General features: G+C 60.3%; 18 protein-coding genes and 2 pseudogenes. 10 read left to right on the top strand and 10 right to left on the bottom strand.

Features of this window, described 5'->3' with window-relative positions:
* Positions 1 to 508: pseudogene (locus VIW95_RS05040) on the bottom strand (hypothetical protein); the annotation flags it as partial.
* A gap of 19 nt (positions 509 to 527) precedes the next feature.
* On the opposite strand from VIW95_RS05040, the gene VIW95_RS05035 reads away from it, so the two are divergent.
* From VIW95_RS05035 to VIW95_RS05005, 7 genes and pseudogenes are all read left to right on the top strand, one after another.
* Positions 528 to 1,409: an SAM-dependent chlorinase/fluorinase gene (locus VIW95_RS05035; RefSeq protein ID WP_331584327.1), complete on the top strand. Its 882-nt coding sequence runs from the start codon at positions 528 to 530 to the stop codon at positions 1,407 to 1,409.
* Positions 1,410 to 1,412: 3 nt separating this feature from the next.
* Positions 1,413 to 2,495: a site-2 protease family protein gene (locus tag VIW95_RS05030; protein WP_331584326.1), complete on the top strand. Its 1,083-nt coding sequence runs from the start codon at positions 1,413 to 1,415 to the stop codon at positions 2,493 to 2,495.
* A gap of 35 nt (positions 2,496 to 2,530) precedes the next feature.
* Positions 2,531 to 3,034, top strand: coding sequence for a cytidine/deoxycytidylate deaminase family protein (locus tag VIW95_RS05025; protein ID WP_331584325.1), 504 nt, complete (start codon positions 2,531 to 2,533; stop codon positions 3,032 to 3,034).
* A 32-nt stretch (positions 3,035 to 3,066) separates the two neighbouring features.
* Complete coding sequence (locus tag VIW95_RS05020) at positions 3,067 to 3,513, top strand: HIT family protein (protein ID WP_331584324.1); 447 nt, start codon at positions 3,067 to 3,069, stop codon at positions 3,511 to 3,513.
* Positions 3,491 to 3,799 carry a cytochrome c gene (locus VIW95_RS05015; protein WP_331584323.1) on the top strand — a complete coding sequence of 103 codons (309 nt, stop codon included), beginning with the start codon at positions 3,491 to 3,493 and terminating at the stop codon, positions 3,797 to 3,799. Before VIW95_RS05020 ends, VIW95_RS05015 begins: the two co-directional genes overlap by 23 nt.
* Before the next feature lie 241 nt (positions 3,800 to 4,040).
* The gene (locus tag VIW95_RS05010) at positions 4,041 to 4,244 is read left to right on the top strand and encodes a CDGSH iron-sulfur domain-containing protein (protein ID WP_331584322.1); all 204 of its coding nucleotides are present in this window, start codon (positions 4,041 to 4,043) and stop codon (positions 4,242 to 4,244) included.
* A gap of 86 nt (positions 4,245 to 4,330) precedes the next feature.
* A pseudogene (locus VIW95_RS05005) lies at positions 4,331 to 5,089 on the top strand (ArnT family glycosyltransferase); the annotation flags it as partial.
* Between the two features lie 1,083 nt (positions 5,090 to 6,172).
* On the opposite strand, the gene VIW95_RS05000 reads toward VIW95_RS05005, so the two are convergent.
* Together VIW95_RS05000 and VIW95_RS04995 are read right to left on the bottom strand one after the other, a co-directional pair.
* The gene (locus VIW95_RS05000) at positions 6,173 to 6,970 is read right to left on the bottom strand and encodes an SIR2 family NAD-dependent protein deacylase (RefSeq protein ID WP_331584321.1); all 798 of its coding nucleotides are present in this window, start codon (positions 6,968 to 6,970) and stop codon (positions 6,173 to 6,175) included.
* A 43-nt stretch (positions 6,971 to 7,013) separates the two neighbouring features.
* A complete protein-coding gene (locus tag VIW95_RS04995) occupies positions 7,014 to 7,994 on the bottom strand; it encodes a redoxin family protein (protein WP_331584320.1) in 981 nt (326 codons plus the stop codon).
* A gap of 144 nt (positions 7,995 to 8,138) precedes the next feature.
* Here VIW95_RS04995 and VIW95_RS04990 point away from each other — a divergent pair, with 144 nt between their 5' ends.
* Positions 8,139 to 8,531 carry a GNAT family N-acetyltransferase gene (locus tag VIW95_RS04990; protein WP_331584319.1) on the top strand — a complete coding sequence of 131 codons (393 nt, stop codon included), beginning with the start codon at positions 8,139 to 8,141 and terminating at the stop codon, positions 8,529 to 8,531.
* Here the strand turns inward: VIW95_RS04990 and VIW95_RS04985 are convergent.
* Both VIW95_RS04985 and VIW95_RS04980 read right to left on the bottom strand, forming a co-directional pair.
* Positions 8,528 to 9,361, bottom strand: a complete 834-nt coding sequence (locus tag VIW95_RS04985; RefSeq protein WP_331584318.1) for an alpha/beta hydrolase — start codon at positions 9,359 to 9,361, stop codon at positions 8,528 to 8,530. The genes VIW95_RS04990 and VIW95_RS04985 overlap by 4 nt on opposite strands.
* Complete coding sequence (locus VIW95_RS04980) at positions 9,358 to 10,173, bottom strand: alpha/beta hydrolase (RefSeq protein WP_331584317.1); 816 nt, start codon at positions 10,171 to 10,173, stop codon at positions 9,358 to 9,360. The genes VIW95_RS04985 and VIW95_RS04980 overlap by 4 nt, the downstream gene beginning before the upstream one ends.
* Before the next feature lie 298 nt (positions 10,174 to 10,471).
* Here VIW95_RS04980 and VIW95_RS04975 point away from each other — a divergent pair, with 298 nt between their 5' ends.
* A complete protein-coding gene (locus VIW95_RS04975) occupies positions 10,472 to 10,900 on the top strand; it encodes a tetratricopeptide repeat protein (protein WP_414645268.1) in 429 nt (142 codons plus the stop codon).
* Positions 10,901 to 11,217: 317 nt separating this feature from the next.
* Positions 11,218 to 12,147, top strand: a complete 930-nt coding sequence (locus VIW95_RS04970) for a helix-turn-helix domain-containing protein (RefSeq protein ID WP_331584315.1) — start codon at positions 11,218 to 11,220, stop codon at positions 12,145 to 12,147.
* Between the two features lie 66 nt (positions 12,148 to 12,213).
* Here the strand turns inward: VIW95_RS04970 and VIW95_RS04965 are convergent, their stop codons facing one another.
* The 5 genes from VIW95_RS04965 to VIW95_RS04945 all read right to left on the bottom strand — a co-directional run bounded on the left by VIW95_RS04965 (position 12,214) and on the right by VIW95_RS04945 (position 15,690).
* Positions 12,214 to 12,642 carry a hypothetical protein gene (locus VIW95_RS04965; RefSeq protein WP_331584314.1) on the bottom strand — a complete coding sequence of 143 codons (429 nt, stop codon included), beginning with the start codon at positions 12,640 to 12,642 and terminating at the stop codon, positions 12,214 to 12,216.
* Complete coding sequence (locus tag VIW95_RS04960; RefSeq protein ID WP_331584313.1) at positions 12,632 to 13,087, bottom strand: zf-HC2 domain-containing protein; 456 nt, start codon at positions 13,085 to 13,087, stop codon at positions 12,632 to 12,634. The genes VIW95_RS04965 and VIW95_RS04960 overlap by 11 nt, the downstream gene beginning before the upstream one ends.
* A gap of 5 nt (positions 13,088 to 13,092) precedes the next feature.
* Entirely contained in the window at positions 13,093 to 13,686 is a 594-nt protein-coding gene (locus VIW95_RS04955; protein WP_331584312.1) for an RNA polymerase sigma factor, read from the bottom strand.
* 232 nt (positions 13,687 to 13,918) lie between these two features.
* Positions 13,919 to 14,524: a nucleotidyltransferase family protein gene (locus VIW95_RS04950; RefSeq protein WP_331584311.1), complete on the bottom strand. Its 606-nt coding sequence runs from the start codon at positions 14,522 to 14,524 to the stop codon at positions 13,919 to 13,921.
* Positions 14,525 to 14,526: 2 nt separating this feature from the next.
* Positions 14,527 to 15,690: an XdhC family protein gene (locus VIW95_RS04945; protein ID WP_331584310.1), complete on the bottom strand. Its 1,164-nt coding sequence runs from the start codon at positions 15,688 to 15,690 to the stop codon at positions 14,527 to 14,529.
* Positions 15,691 to 15,929: the final 239 nt, after the last annotated feature.

Raw genomic sequence — 15,929 nt, 5'->3', positions numbered from 1 at the left:
GGAAAATCACCTGCAACAGGATCCACGCCTGCATCATCGAATACATCCGCGCCTGGCGGGCGATCTCGACTGACGGAAGCCCAACCGCAAACAGCAGCGCGCACACCGCCGCCACCATGTAGATGCGGCCTTTGTCGCTCTCATTCGATCGTCCCGGCGTAAGCGCCAACATCAGTTCCACCCCAAGGATGAATACCAGCACGATCGACAGCGTCCCGATCAGCGCCGGCAAGGCTCGCATCGCAGCTTCGCTCTCGCCGAAAATCCTCATCCATCCATGTTGCGCAAGTTCGTAAATTGGGAACTTGCCCGAATCCAATTGATGCTGCACTCGCATCACGTCGGCGACGCTCCGCCCTGCCGATTCGGCCCATGAAAGGGACTCGTCAATTGACAGCTCGCGCGAGCCGAGGCGAAAAAAACGCAGGACGGTGCCCACCGCGACGGCGACCACGAGAACTGCCCCAGCCTGTCCTCGCCAGCCGTCCGGCAGAAAATTGCGCTTCATTGGATCTGGGGGATGTGTGATGGAGAAATTGCGCGCCGCCGCCGTTTCGCGTCTACTGTCCGTGATGCCGACGCCCGTGCGACGCCCCTTTCCGCTCGCAATCATAACCGACTTCGGCTATCGCGACCACTACATCGGGGCAATGAAGGGCGTCATCGCGTCGATCGCGCCCAGAGCCAGCGTCATCGACCTCACTCACGGGATCCCCGCACAATCAATCGTCGCCGGCGCGATCGCTTTGCGCGAGTCCTGGCGCTATTTCCCTCCGCTAACTGTTTTCCTCGCGGTGGTCGATCCGGGCGTCGGCACCGCGCGGGCGCCGATTGCGATAGAGACCCGGGCCGGCGCCCGCTTCGTCGGACCCGACAACGGCCTGCTTTGGCTCGCCGCTCATCAAGCGGGAATAAAGCGAATTGTGAAACTGACTTCGCTCCGCCATCGTCTTACCAACGTGAGCGCTACCTTCCACGGCCGGGACATCTTCGCTCCCGCTGCGGCCTACCTTTGGCGCGGCACCTCGATTTCCGCCCTGGGCCCTCCACTCCACCCGGCCTCGATCGAGCGGCTCGAGTTGCCGCGTCCGGTCGATTCGGCGCGCATAGTGCGTGGTGAAGTGATCTACGTGGACGGCTTCGGCAACCTCGTGAGCAATATCGATCGCAAGACAGCCGAACAGTTCGCCGCTCGCTTTCGTCACAAATCTCTTTCCGTTAGGATCAACGGTGGCGCGGCGATGCGACTACTTGATGCTTATGGTGACGCGCCCAAAGGTGTTCCTCTCGCAATACTCGGAAGCTTCGGCCTGCTCGAAGTCGCGCTTCGCGACGGCAACGCTGCCATGCACTTCGCCGCTGGTGCCGGCTCATCGGTATCTCTGGTCACATCCCCAAGCCGTACTTGAATCATGGATGAAATAATCACACACAAGGACACGCCCACCGTACTTACCGAGATTCCGCGCTACACCGCGCCCGCTGAGCCGGCCGCCCGCGCGCTCGATGCTCCGCGAATCCCGCCACTGAACGTCGCGCTGCTGTTGCTCACTTTCCTGACTACCACCACCGCCGGCGCCTACATGAACGGCGAGGACGTTAGTTTCCTGCATCCGTTTCTCGCGATTGCGGCGCTGCGCTCGGGCCTCTCATTCTCGATTCCTCTCATGCTGATTCTCTTCGCGCATGAGATGGGACATTACGTGACGTCGCGTTATCATCACGTCGACGCGTCGCTGCCCTACTTCATCCCGGCGCCACCCTCGTTTTTCATCATCGGCACCTTCGGCGCATTCATCAGGATGCGCGAGCCGGCGCGCACTCGCCGCGTGATGTTCGACATTGGCGCCGCCGGTCCGTGGGCGGGCGTGATGCTTGCGATACCCGCGGTTATCATCGGCCTTTATCTCTCTGATGTGACGCCGCTCGACAAATCGGCCGGCGGCCTCGAGCTCGGCAACTCGCTACTGTTCCTGGGTCTCTCGCACCTTGTGCTGGGCGTCGATCCTTCGACCGTCAACGTCAATCTCAATCCGATCGCGTTCGCCGGCTGGCTCGGATTGTTCGTCACGACGCTTAACCTTCTGCCCGTAGGACAGCTCGACGGCGGCCACGTGATCTACGCACTCTTTCCACGACGCCATCGCACAATCTCGGTGCTGTTTGTCATCTCCTGCGTGCTGATGGTACTGGTGCCGCTCGCGCTCGGAATAAATTTCTGGGGCGGTTGGCTGATATGGGCTGTACTCTCGATCGCGCTGGGGTTGGGACATCCCTCCACTATCGATCGCGACACTCCGCTAAATCCGCGCCGCGCTCTCGCCGCATGGGCTACGGTCGCGCTGTTCATCGTCACATTCAGCCCGGTGCCTCTCGCCTTCGTGCCGCCCGAGGCGCCTCTGCCGACCCAGGAAAACAGTCACAGCCAGGAAATAATCCATCGCGTGCCGCACTACGACCAGATGTTGCGGCAACTCGGCCGGGTTAAAATATGATCGCGATCTGATAAAACTGGGTCGAGGAACCCGCATTGGCCGAAAGCCTGACTGACAAACCGAACCCGCAAACGAGCCCTCATCGTCCTAGCTGGGATCAGTACTTCATGACGATCACCCGCGAGGTTGCCGAGCGCTCGACCTGCCTGCGCGCCAAGGTCGGCGCGGTCATCGTGCGCGACCGCAGCATTCTCGCGACCGGTTACAACGGCTCGCCCGCAGGATTGCCGCATTGCACCGAAGTCGGATGCCTGGTTTACGAATCGCGCACGCCCGACGGCGAAATCGAGCAAAACTGCTATCGCACAATCCACGCCGAGATCAATGCAATCTCGCAAGCGGCTCGCAACGGCGCCGCAATCCGCGACGCCGACATCTACGTCACTCACACGCCGTGCATCCACTGCCTCAAGGTGCTCATCAATACCGGCGTCCGCACAGTGTATTACGCGCGCCCGTACAAGCTGCACACAGTCGCCGAGATGCTCAAGGGCGCAAGTATCAAGCTGGTCGAAGTCCCTGCTGCGGCTTCGGCATGACATCCGCGAAGCCCGCTTGCGGAATCTGCGCGATGATCGATCGCGTCAAGGCTGGCACCTTCCGCGATTTTGTTGCCGAGCTGAAAAGCTGTTACGTGATTCTCGGTGACCAGCAATTGTATCGCGGCTACTGCGTGCTGCTCGCGAAGCTCCACGCAACCGAGCTCTATCTGATGCCGGCAGACTCCGCGCGCTTGCTGTCCGACGAGATGCGCCTGGTGGCCGAGGCCATCGCCGCGGTCGTCACCCCGTGGAAGATGAACTACGAATGCCTCGGCAATTCGGAACCGCACGTGCATTGGCATCTGCTGCCACGCCAGGCGACCGAAACCGACGAAATGCGGCGCGGGCCAATTTGGCTACGCCCCGAATCCGAACGAAAGGTACCGCTTGACGAAGATGACCGCCGCGCGCTTATCGCTTCCATCCGCAGCCAGCTTGCGGTCCGCTTCGCCGATGCGCGCATCCCGCCGGGCTAACCGACTTCCGCGCGTCGCTCTCGCGCTCGCATTCCTCGCCATCGTCGTTTCAGGATGCAAGCCGGCGTCGCTGCCCGACGCGACCAGTACCGGCGCGCAGCTATACGTAAATCGATGCGGCAATTGCCACGTGCCGTACAATCCGCACGAAATGACTGCCGCGATGTGGGATACGCAAGTCACGATGATGGAAGTGAAAATTCAGGCGGCCGGCATGCCCGCACTGACGTCCGACGAACGCGAATCTATCCTCGAGTACCTGAAACGCAACGCCGGCACCGAATAACGTCCGCCCGATTGCTTTCCGCAGACGCGCATGACTGCTTCAGGGTTACGTATTGGGTGCCGCCGTCTGTGTAATAAATGATGCTCCCGTCGGCCGCCCTTTTATTTTCGGCGACGTTCAACTTGATCAACGAGCTGTGGGCAAAGTCGGGCCCCTGCGAACCCATTTGACTCTGCGACTCGGCTGGTCTTAAGTGACCGACAGGTGCGTCGCACCGAAAATCAACCCGAGGAAATTCTTCATGGCTCGAATGATCAGACACGAAAAGAACTCGCCATACGAAGTAGCGGAAGGTACCGAGTTACCGATCTACATCTGCGCGTGCGGACTTTCGAAGAACAAACCCTTCTGCGACGGCTCGCATAAGAAAACGCGCGACGAAAATCCCACCGACGTCTACATCTACGACGACACCGGCCGCGCCCGCGTCAAAACCGAATACTAGCCGCTCTGCGCCGTTCCTGCTCTCCGCGATTGTTCCCCTTCCGTCAAGGGAAGGGGGCAGGGGTTAGGTTTCCCTAACCATTCGAATTGAAACTCCCCGAAGAGATTACTCGCGTCGACTCCGAGCCCGCCGCCGAGCCTGCGAGAGAGGAGTCCCGCGCCTCAGACGCCCTTCCCGATTGGCTCAGCTACATCGCCGAGCCGCGCCACGCGTGGCCTATCCTGCTGATATTCGGAGTCGCCCTCTATCTCGTAAATCTCGGCGGATATCCGCTCTACACCAAGGGCGAGCCGCGCGAGGCTGTCACCATCTTCGACATCGTCCACGGCGGCGGCGTAATCTTGCCGCAGCGCGCCGGCGTCGAAATTCCCTCCAAACCTCTTCTGATGCATTGGCTCGCCGCACTCGTCTCGATCGTCGCCGGCGATGTGAATGAATTCTCGGTGCGCCTGCCGTCGGCCGGCCTCGCCATCGCCGGCCTGCTCGTTTGCTACTTCTATGTGCGCCGCCTGTTCGACAACGTGACAGCGCTCATCGCCGCGCTCATCCTCGCCACCACCTTTCAGTATCTGCAAGCCGCCACGGGCGCCCGCGTCGACATGACGCTGACCTTCTTCATGGAAGTCGCGTTCTTCGAATTCATTTTCATGGCAGAGGGCCTGACACACCGCCGGATGCTCCTCTACGTCGCAATCGCACTCGCCGTTTTGACCAAGGGTCCCATCGGTTTGATTCTTCCCGGCATGGTCGCTCTGATTTGGATTGCCGTCGAAAAACGCTGGAACGTTCTGCTCAAAATGAGTCTCTTCCGCGGCGCGATGGTGGTGCTCGTTCTCGCGGGGGGATGGTACGTCGCGGCGCTGATCGAAGGCGGTCCGGATTTTTTCCGCAAGCAGATTCTCGCCGAAAACCTGCTCCGCTTCGCCGGCGGAAACGATTTCCACGAGGGTCACATCCATCCCTTCTATTACATGGAGCTAGCCCTCTTCGCGGGCTTCGTACCCTGGACGTTCCTCCTGCCGATCGTCGGCGTTCAGGCCGCGCGCGCGCCGCTCGTTATCGATCCGCGCCTCAAATACCTCTTCGTCTGGTTCGCGACTGTGCTGATCTTCTACAACCTTCCGCAGAGCAAGCGTGGGGTGTACCTGCTCTGCTTGTATCCCGCTTTCGCGACCCTCCTCGCGATTTACTTGAGACAGGCGATCGTCCAGCCGGCTCCGGCGTGCATCTACGTCCGTTGGATTGCGCGATTGTCTGGTTTCGCGATGCTGCTGCTTGGCAGCGCTGCTCTGGTTGCGCTCGCTATGCTCGTCGCATGGCCGCATACCTTCGCTGATCTGCTGCAAGCGGCGAACGTCCGCGCGCCAGCCTTCGCGCCAGGCCTGGCCTCGACGGTGGGCGATCATTGGATGGTCTCGCTTGCGATGCCGCTGGCAGTCGTCGTGCTCGGTGTACGGCTGCTCGTCACGCGACCGCTGATCGAACGAATGATATTCGCAATAGCGGCCGCGATGGTCTTCATTACCGTCGCGGTCAACGTCGTCGTCGTGCCGAGTATCGCCAACACCCTCTCGTTGAAGGACTTTACCGATCAAGCGATGAAAGTTGTGGACAATAGTCCGATCGGCTACCTAAATGCGCTCAACTACGACGTCGCCTTTTATAGCCACCGCACAATTCCGATCGTCTCGCAAAAAGATCCCGACCTGCCGCAATACCTGATCGCCTGGCGAACCCTTTTCGACGCATTGCCCGCGACAAAACGGAACCGCTTCGAAATCGTGATGGTATCGAATCCGACTTCGCTCGACGGCACCGACCAGATGCTCCTGCTCCGTCTGCGTCCAGGTTCTCCAGCGCCAAAACCGGCTGAGGACTACATTCAGGCCACTTTCAATCCGGTCTCCTTCCCGCGAGGGGTTAGGTTCCTACGACAGGCCCTCTCTTCTAATCTCAGCGGACGCCTTCACCAACCGCGGCAGCACGTCCGCCGATGCACCGCGCAAGCTGACATCGCAGATCTGCGTGATTTCCGACTCGTAGAGATTCACCTCGATTAGCGTTCCGCCGCGCTGCTTCACTTCAAGCGCAAATCCCGCGGCCGGGTAAACCGTTGCCGAAGTCCCCGCCACGATCACCAGGTCCGCCTTCGCCGAGTGCTCCGCGCACATGTTCAGGACGTCGATTGGAATCGGCTCGCCAAACGAAACCGTGTCTGACTTCAACAATCCTTCGCATCGCGGACACGACGGCGGCAGCTGCTCGAGGCTAATCGCGTCGCTATGAAACCGCGTCCTGCAATCGAGGCATCGGATCAACGTCCAGTTGCCGTGAATTTCCGCGAGCGCCTTCTGCCCGGCCTGCCGATGCAAGTCATCGACATTCTGCGTAATGACAAATCGCAGCACTCCCAACTGTTCCAACTCCACGAGCGCAAGATGGCCTGGATTCGGCTTGGCGACCGTGAGCGGTTTGTAGAGCTCGTCGTTGCGCTTGCTTAGCCGCTCCTCCCAGGCTTTTTTCGGATCGGCCATGAAGCGCTGAAAGCCGTTCATCGGCGGCTCACCATACTTGGTCCACAGCCCGCCCGGCCCGCGAAACGGCGGTATTCCACTCTCGACCGACATTCCCGCCCCGGTCAGCGCGATTGCATACCGCGCCTCCAGGATCGTTCTCGCGGCTTCGCAAATCTCTTCGTCACTCGCTCTCTCGCTCGGTTGTGCCATCAGGAATCACACCCTCCGTTCAAGTTCACATAGTCAGTCGTCCTCAACTAGCTACACACGAAATGAAGGTGAATGCGTATGCGGCCAAACCGGCCGCCTCCGCTCGAATAGTCACTGCGCCCGAAACGACTGACTCGTTCGCGACGACGCTATACATCCGCGGCCGGTCCACAGTGATAAATCCGCGCTCGCTCTCGAACTTCACGTCGTCGCCAGGCCGTTGCCCGCTTTCGATCGTAATCTCCGCGCGTACGCTCGCGCCAGTTGCCGGTCCCATCACCAGGTTCACATCCTTGGCCGTGTATCTGAGCGAAATTGCTGCGCCGGCCGCTTCACTCCGTGCGCTTTCCTGCCCGACGCGCCATCGGCCAGCGAGATAGCTCATACCTTCGACGTGCGGCCCCATATCACGATAGTCATGTGGGCGATCGCGGACGACGCCTTCGAAATTTCCGAACTGGCCGCGCGCGTGGCCAAGATACAACTCCGGCGTCACGCGATAGCAGACCGCGCCGGGACGATCGCTGTCACGCACTGGCTCCATTGGCGGCGGCAGGCTCGCGCTCGGATTCAGTTCGCGTAGTAATCCCTGAATAGCTACTTCGGTTTCCTGATATGCGCCTTCGCCGAAATGGTAATAGCGAATGCGCCCCTTCGCATCGACCAGGTATTTGGCCGGCCAGAACCGATTCGAGTACGCCCTCCAGATTGCGTATTCATTGTCGAGCACGATTGGGTATTCCAGTCCGAATCGCGCCGCCGCCTCCGCCACGTGCGATCCCTCGCGCGCAAAAGAAAACTCCGGCGCGTGCACGCCGACGACCACCAGCCCGCTCTGCTGGTATCTGTTATTCCACGCCACCACGTATGGCAGCGTCCGGATGCAATTGACGCAGGTGTAGTCCCAGAAATCGACCAGCACTATCGCTTTATCGCGCACCGCTTTCAGGCTAATCGGCCCGTGCTGAATCCACTGCCCGCCGTCCAGTTCAGGCGCCAATACTGTCTCGGACAATTGTGGCATCGCGATCTCCTCGATTGCCGGGAGCGTAGCACAGGCTCCGTTTCAGCTCTAAATGATTTGACGCGTCGCCAGTCGCGCGCTAGTCAATCGCTCGTGAGTGAATCTTCGCGCATCAAAGTGATCGCAATTGAATCGCCGGCTGATATGCAACGAGCATATGCGATTCGCCGCCGAGTCTTTATCGAAGAGCAGAAAGTGCCCGAAGAAATCGAAATGGACGCTGACGACGCGCACGCGTTTCACGCACTGGCGATTCTCGACCGTGTCGCAATCGGATGCGGCCGGATGCTCGAGCACGGCAGCATCGAAGTGAAGATCGGCCGAATGGCCGTGCTGCAGGAATTTCGAAAAACCGGCGTCGGCGCGCACATCCTGCGCTTCCTTACCGATAGAGCGCGCACGCGCGGATTCCGCAAAGCGGTCCTGCACGCACAACTCACCGCCGAAGGCTTCTATCTGAAAGAAGGATTCAGTCCGGTCGGCGGGGTCTTCGACGAGGCCGGCATCGCGCACCGCAAAATGGAGCGCGACCTCTAGCCCTGCAGGCTCGCGGCGAACTCTTCGATCACGCGCGCGACTTCTTCCGGCTTCTCGAGGATCACGTGGTGATGCGCGCCGGCAATCGTAACCAGCCGCGTCTGCGGATTCGACGCGTGAGAATGCTCCGCCGCCTGCGCCGTCATGATACGGCTGTGCTCGGCGCGCACCAGCATCGTGGGAATCTTGATTTCCTTGATGGTCTCGAGCACTTCGAGCCCGTCGCCGCCGAGAAAACTGTCGCGATCGAACTTGAGGGTGAATCGACCGTCCTCGGTGCGCGCGAGGCTCTTTTCCGCGATCTGATGCACCACCTCGTCGGGGATTCCTCCTTCATTCGGCATCAGCCGAAAGCGCGCTTTCGCCGTTGCGAGATCGGGATAGGCCACCACCGGCAGCGACTTCAGCCGCCGCAAATATCGATCCCGTCCGCGGCTTGAGGTGACGGCGACGTCGATCGCCATCGCGCCGCGCGCGCTCTCCGGATGATTCCTCGCGAACGCCAACACGTTCAGGCCGCCCATGCTGTGACCCACGACGAGCGGCTTCTGCGCATTCGCCGACACGTGGGCGACGAATCTCGCAATGTCATTTGCGTAGTCCGTCGGCGAGTACGCCGCCGGACGCGCCCACTCACTGTCGCCATGCCCGCGCTGGTCGAGCGCCAGCAGCCGGTATTCCGGCGCAATCGCGCGCGCCAGCGGCTCCCACCACCAGGCATTGGCCGAGTTGCCGTGTAGCAGAATTATGGTTCGCGACGCGTCCGGATTCCATTCGAGGTAGTGCAGCCGTGGCGAGCCCTCGAGCAGATGGCTGTGCGGCGCCGTCACTTAAAGTCGCCGACAAAATTTCGAATTACTTCGATCAGCGCCGCCGGATTGTCGAGCATCACGTGATGATACGAGTCATCGACTTCCGCCAGCCGCGCGTTTGGAAACTGTGCGACCATTTTCTTCGCGACCTCGCGATCCAACAATGGACTCTTTGTGATCTTCACGATCAACGCCGGGCAGGTGATCCGATGCAACGACTTCCACACCCGCGATGGCTCACGAACCATCGTGCGGCGGTCGATTTTGTGTATCCACCTGCCGTCGTTGTGCCGCTTGAAGCTGCGGCGAGCGACATGCTCGAGGATTTCTTTCTTGGCCAGTGTCTCGCGCGGCAGGACCTTGAAATTCCGCGCCGCCTCGTCGAGCGATTCAAATCGGCGCGCCGGCTTTTGTGCAATCGACTGCAGAAATTCTACCGCCTGCTCCGTGTAGTCGGGCGGGGGATCGAGTGCGACGATCGCGCGCAGTTTTTCACTGTGCTCGGCCGCGTATGCCAGCACGTTATGCGCACCCATCGAATGCCCAACCAGGATCGGCGCGCCAAATCCCCATCTGTCGATTACTCGATCCAAATCCGATACGTAGTGCCGCGAGCCGTACGCCCATTCGTCAGCCCAGTCGCTCTCACCGTGCCCGCGCTGATCGAGCGCAAGCACATGAAAATCTTCAACGAAGGCCGGCGCGACAAAGTCCCACCAATGCGCATGCGCGGAACCGCCGTGCAGGAACAGGAGCGGCGGCTTGCCCTCCCCTCCATAGTCAAGACAATTCAGTGCGAGCCCGTTGGCAATGAAGCGATGCGCTTTCACTTTTTCAACCGTTTCACTTTTTCACGGATCTCCAGCAACCTCTCCCCTGACCCCTCTCCCTTCTGGAGAGGGGAACCGGAAGATGGACACATGATAGCTTTGCATCGCGGACCTTTCATGCCACCATTTAGCAGCGACGTCCTGTGCACAACCTGAAGCCATGCGAGATCGAAGCGCACTGAAACAACTGACCCTCGTTGCCACCCTCGTATTTGCGATCGCGTCCATTTCTTTTTCCGCACGCGCTCAGGACGCCAATGCCTTAAAGGCTCGCGCTCTGGTCGATGCCGCAATCAAAATGAGCGACAGCAACGCTGCTGTAAAGCTGCTCTGGCAGGCTACCGACATTGATCCGGCTGACGACGACGCGTACGTCTATCTCGGCCTCTACTACAACTCGCGATCCGACTTCGACAACGTCGTCAAGGTTTATCAGAAACTCGTCAAGTATCAGCCCAACCAGGTCAGCGCCTATTTGAATATCGGCGAGGCGTACATGTCGTTTTCACCGCCGAAGACCGACGACGCGCTGGTTTACTATCGCAAGGCTTACCAGATCGATCCCAAGAACACTTTCGCCGCGCTCAGAATTGGACAACTGCTGGCGCAGAGCGGGCAGCGCGACGACGCGCTCAAGTTCCTGAAAATTGCGCTCGGTGACAGCGCCAAGAATCCTACCATCGCGTCGGAAGCTGAAAAAACTCTCAAGCAGATGGGCGCCCTCTGACAGGGTTTTCGGTTGATTGTTTGGCCGTGGCCACCCGCGCCTCCATCACGCTACTCCGGATTCCAAAAACGCCTGGCTCATAGAATGTTTTGTTCGCTTATCGAGCCGTTGGACGCGTGTCGGTTATATTCCTGCAAGTTCCGGGTGTCGTCGTTGTATTCATCGTACTTACTCGGAGAATAGCTACTCACCAAAACCATCTATGATTGACTAATTTCCAACTAGCTACTTCAGATTCGCTTACACTTGTGACAAGATGCTGGCTGGCAACGGGGACTTGGGCCAGTTGCAGTTGTGCGGGTTGAGGAGGTGGGAGGATGTCCGTTGTTAAGCAACCTTTTTCTGGTTTCTCCAGAACCGACTCCAACGATCGAGCAACCGAAAATAGTCCAGTCACGCTGAGCGACGCTGATCGCGTGCGCGAAGCGCCGGATACAATCGCGTTCCAGCGCAGTCCGGGCGACACGTCCTCGACGTTTGTTTTTGAAACGAACCTTCGAGGTGCGTTGGGCAACACGCGAAGTCCGGAAGACGTGATCGAGCAGGTGTCGCCTGTCGAAGACGCGTGGTCGGGTCTCAACGTCGATCAGACTCTCGGCCAACTCATGACCCAGACTCGCCAGCATCGTGGTCTCTCGCGAGACCAGGTCGCCGACCAGACGCATATTCCCGCGTACTACGTCAGGATGATCGAGAGCGACAGCTACGACGCCATCCCCGATCAACTTTACCTTCTGCCTTTTTTCCGGCGGTACGCAGACTTTCTCGGGCTTGATGCGCAGAAAGTGGTGTCGCGTTTCATATGTGACTTCGAGAGGGCCGAGAACCAGGTACCCGAGACGCCGGCTCCGACCGCATACGTCAAGGCTCTTCAAAAGTGGCGTCAGATTGCAGCGGCAACCGTGGCCGGAGGAATCCTGCTCCCATGCATAGCGTGGGGAGTTGGTGTGATGCGCGCCGCCTATCGTTACCCGGCCGAAAGTTCACCACGCGTGTCCACCTCGCTCGATGCGCGACCGTCAACTGCGACCGCTTCGAGGGACGATCGGTCCGTCGCCGCGCAGAATCCCGCGCGAACTCCCGATGCTGTCGCGACGTCTCCGGCGATGGCATCGACAGCTACTACCCCGTCAAACGCAGCAACTCGGACAGTCTCCCAGTCACATGCGCAGTCCAGGCGAACAGCTCGCAGTCATCGGCTTACGCGCCATTTAAGACACTCGAGGCCGAGAGTACATATCACGTAAACGAAGAACGAATGGACTACTTCGCTTGTGTGGAAGGTCCCGCGACTCGCCGGCGAGAGCAGTCGCTTAATTCTGAGAGGTCGGAGGAGCTGGCGGCGGAGGCGCGCCTTCAGCGGGCGGAAGATGATCTCCGTCGCCGCCATCGTGCCCGTGATGGTCCCACGGATGAGTAAAGTCGCGATCGAATATCTTCTGCTGATCGGGCGTCAGCACGCCGCGAACCTGGCCGAGGCCCTGCCAGAACAGTTGATGCCGCTGATGGTCATAATCCTGGCGGGCCTTCATTACTTTGAAGCGCGTATCGCGCAGGATGTCGCCGACTTGATCGCGTTGCGAAGGTGTCAGATTCAGTTCGAGATTCATTCGCTCGATCAAGCCCGATCCTGGAACGTGCAGGTAATGATACCGGTAGGCCAGCGTGCTGAGCGCGAAACCAATCAGAAGGCACGAGATTCCAATCACCAAGCCGAACCAAATGTTCGACTTAGCTGGCAAGATCACTCTCGGTCAGTGGCATCTCGGGCGCCAACGGATCGCCTGTCGCTTCTGAAGTCATGCTCGACTCGGGCACCGATAGCTCGTCACTAATAGACTCGTTCGGTGCGCGGGTCGAAAGATACGCCGCGCTGGTTGCGAACACAAATATCGCCGCAGCCGCGGCCATCGTAAGCCATCGAGTCGGCTGCGATACCTCGCGTGCAGACGCAAATCTGCGCGGCCTGTCCGCCAGCGAAAATTCGCGACGCTCCTGCTGCGATACGTGCGACGGCCGCTGTTCCATCTCGCCGTGCAGTACCGGTGCAGTCAGCGCAAAGACGCGAAACGCATGGTCGCACTTCTCGCATTCCTTCAGATGTGCGAGCAGCTCGGCGCGCCGCTCCGCCGTCAAGGTCTTGCGCCACAGCGCGGAAAATTCCTGTCGTGCTTCAAAACAATTCATGACTGTTACCTGTTGCGTCCTGCCGCGAGCATCCTTTCCGCCTGCTTGCGCAGTGCTTGCCGTGCGCGGAACGCGCGAATTTTTACCTTGGCCTCACTCCATCCGAGCGTCTGGGCGATTTCGCTGACGCTTAAATCTTCGCTCTCCTTGAGTACCATCACCATTCGATCCTCCGGCTTGAGCGTGTCGAGCAGGCGATGCGCCAAGTCGTATGCTTCGCGCCGCTCTTCAGCTTCACCTACGAGATCCTCCGGCGACGCGACGTGAGCGGTCTGCATCCACTGCACTTCCGGCGCGCTGAAATCCCCGACCAGTTCCTCGGGACGGCGGCGCCGCCGGCGCAACTCGTCGTAGCAAAGGTTCACGACAATCGCGCGCAACCATCCGCCAAACGGCATCTCCGCGCGATACGTCGCCAGCGCGGTGTAGGCACGAATGAAACTCTCCTGCGCGATATCCCGCGCCATCTCTTCGTCTGAAAAAAATCGTCTGCATAACCGTTCCACACGTGGCCGATGCCGTCCCGCGAGCTCGGTGAAGGCATCGGTTTGTCCGCCGAGGACTTCGGCTATCAGTTCCTCGTCGGGTTTGTCGCTCAATCTCCACCCTGCCCTTCGACCAGCCGAGCGACCCAACATAACTGTTTATTAATACGCAATGATCCGCCAACGGTTACAGGTTTTCGCCCTCTCTGCGCCTCGGCCAGCGCAACCATCCGGCCAACAGGATAAGGGAGTTGAGTCACGCGAACCAGACAGGGCTCGAAACCATGAGGTTTCGCGCCTTTAGAGGTGAAACCTCCGAGAGGTCTCCTGCAGCTTTCAGAAAACTTCATTCCTTCGGCGGGGGCGGCAGGCCGGCGCGAGCCAGGTCCGATGGCGTGTCCAGATCGAGATTGATTCCCGAGTCGTTCAGATCGACGTAGGCTACACGCGAGGCGTCGGCGTTTACTACGTAGCGCGCGCCATCCTGTTCCGGGGCGGATTGTAGTTCGGCGAACATCGTGCGGTCGAAAATCACTGGATGGCCGCGGTGGCCGTCGTGGCGCGCGATCACGATTGGCTTGCCGGTTCGACTATAGGAATCGACGATTGCGCGGAACGTTTCCGTGCGGACGATCGGATGATCTCCCAGGTGCACCAGCGCGCCTGATGCGTCCGGCTGAAGAGTGCTGAGACCAACCTTCAGCGACGATAGTTGGCCGTGCGCATAGTCGGGATTCTCGACGATTGCAATTCGCGGGTCGCGCGGGATCGCGACACGCACGCGATCGCGATGCGCCCCGATCACGATCACGAGCCGCGGCACCACTGCGAGCATCGTCTCGGCGATATGCTCTATGAAGGTACGCCCGCCGATGTCGAGGAGCGGCTTCGGATAACCCATTCGGCGCGACTCGCCGGCCGCCAGGATAACACCTTCGAGATGCTTCGCCATCGCTACTTCGAGCGTTTGAGGTTGCCGAAGCGGACGCCTAGGGTGAACTCGTCGCGCTCTTCGGTGCGGCGCTCACGAATAATTTCGGCGATGATCGAGATTGCGATTTCTTCAGGCGTCTCGCCACCGATCGCGACGCCGAGTGGCGCGTGAACGTCGGCGAGCCGATCCCTGGGAACGCCGCTCTCGCCGATTCTCTCGAGCGTGGCCTTGACGCGGCGGCGCGAACCGATCATCCCGACGAAGCCGCACGGCTGCATCAGCGCAGCGCTGACAACTTCCTCGTCGAAAGAATGGCCGCGCGTGACACTGACCAGGTAGCAGTGGCCGTCGAGCGCGAGCGCGTCGATCGCCGCCTTGAACGGCTTGACGATTATCTGATCGGCCTGTGGGAACCGATCGCGATTGGCAAACGACGCGCGATCGTCGATCACCGTGACGTGAAATCCGAGCATCGCTCCGAGCGCGCATAACGGCACCGCGATATGACCGGCCCCGACGATGATCAGCCGCTGCGCGCCGACGATCGGATCGACGAACAAGCGCACGCCGCCGGTCTGTTCGAGATGCGTGACCGGCTGCAGTGCGCCGGCGCCGTCAACTTCGAGCAAGACGGGAATTGCGTCGGCGGTCCGCTCGACGATCTGCGCGAAAGCCGCCGTCGGCAGATCGAGCGGTCCCGCGTCGCGCGCATCCGTATTGCGAGGATCGATAAACCTCCGCGAGCCGGCCGGCACCTCCGCCGCCCGTGCACCGGAATCGACCACCGTCAGCAACGCGCCGGGAGCGCTGCGGCCGGCGGCGTCGGCCAGCTTGCGCGCAACCTCGAGGTCGCGGGCCGGGGACCATAGATCGACGAACACGTCCATTATTCCGCCGCAGGTGCCTATTTCCCGCTGGTCGAAATCGCCGGTGAGATCGACCTCCGCCAGGCGTGCGCCGGAGCCGTTTTTTTCTTCAAGTAATACACGAGCTTTTCGAAAGACCTCGGCTTCGCCGCAGCCGCCGCCGATGGTGCCGAACTGTCCGTCCTCGCGGACAATCATTTTGGCGCCGACTTCGCGCGGCGTAGAGCCGCGAACATTCACGACCGTCGCCAGCGCAAACGGCTGCCCGCGCTCGAGAGTGCGCAACGCCTCAGCCCAAATTTGATCCGAACCACTCACTTCAGAATCCCGTCACTAGAACTTACCAGAACGCGCGCGCTCGATGAATGCGCGACCGCGGTTCAGTCGGGCAGCTGGCGCAAAATCGCCCGCGCCTTGAGCAGGCTGTCCTCGGCTGATTTGTAGTCGCCGGCTTTGATTGCCGCCTCGCCCTGCTGCTCGAACTGGCTCGCGTCAAAGAGCTGTTTGCGCCTGGCGGGATCGGTGGGTCCGCTGTCGCGCACGTGCGCAAGCTGGAG

It is taken from the genome of Binatus sp. (SeqCode), from assembly GCF_036522015.1.
Classification (GTDB): Bacteria; Desulfobacterota; Binatia; order Binatales; family Binataceae; genus Binatus.
Note: the sequence above shows the minus strand (reverse complement) of the source record. Positions and strands in the feature narration are given on the sequence as shown.

Bases quoted from the DNA above. Each gene is read 5' to 3' on its own strand.
- VIW95_RS04995 (WP_331584320.1), bottom strand. From the start codon at position 7,994: ATGCCACAATTGTCCGAGACAGTATTGGCGCCTGAACTGGACGGCGGG.
- VIW95_RS05030 (WP_331584326.1), top strand. From the start codon at position 1,413: ATGGATGAAATAATCACACACAAGGACACGCCCACCGTACTTACCGAG.
- VIW95_RS05010 (WP_331584322.1), top strand. From the start codon at position 4,041: ATGGCTCGAATGATCAGACACGAAAAGAACTCGCCATACGAAGTAGCG.
- VIW95_RS05035 (WP_331584327.1), top strand. From the start codon at position 528: ATGGAGAAATTGCGCGCCGCCGCCGTTTCGCGTCTACTGTCCGTGATG.
- VIW95_RS04990 (WP_331584319.1), top strand. From the start codon at position 8,139: ATGCAACGAGCATATGCGATTCGCCGCCGAGTCTTTATCGAAGAGCAG.
- VIW95_RS04970 (WP_331584315.1), top strand. From the start codon at position 11,218: ATGTCCGTTGTTAAGCAACCTTTTTCTGGTTTCTCCAGAACCGACTCC.
- VIW95_RS05015 (WP_331584323.1), top strand. From the start codon at position 3,491: ATGCGCGCATCCCGCCGGGCTAACCGACTTCCGCGCGTCGCTCTCGCG.
- VIW95_RS04975 (WP_414645268.1), top strand. From the start codon at position 10,472: ATGAGCGACAGCAACGCTGCTGTAAAGCTGCTCTGGCAGGCTACCGAC.
- VIW95_RS05020 (WP_331584324.1), top strand. From the start codon at position 3,067: ATGATCGATCGCGTCAAGGCTGGCACCTTCCGCGATTTTGTTGCCGAG.
- VIW95_RS04950 (WP_331584311.1), bottom strand. From the start codon at position 14,524: ATGGCGAAGCATCTCGAAGGTGTTATCCTGGCGGCCGGCGAGTCGCGC.
- VIW95_RS04960 (WP_331584313.1), bottom strand. From the start codon at position 13,087: ATGAATTGTTTTGAAGCACGACAGGAATTTTCCGCGCTGTGGCGCAAG.
- VIW95_RS05000 (WP_331584321.1), bottom strand. From the start codon at position 6,970: ATGGCACAACCGAGCGAGAGAGCGAGTGACGAAGAGATTTGCGAAGCC.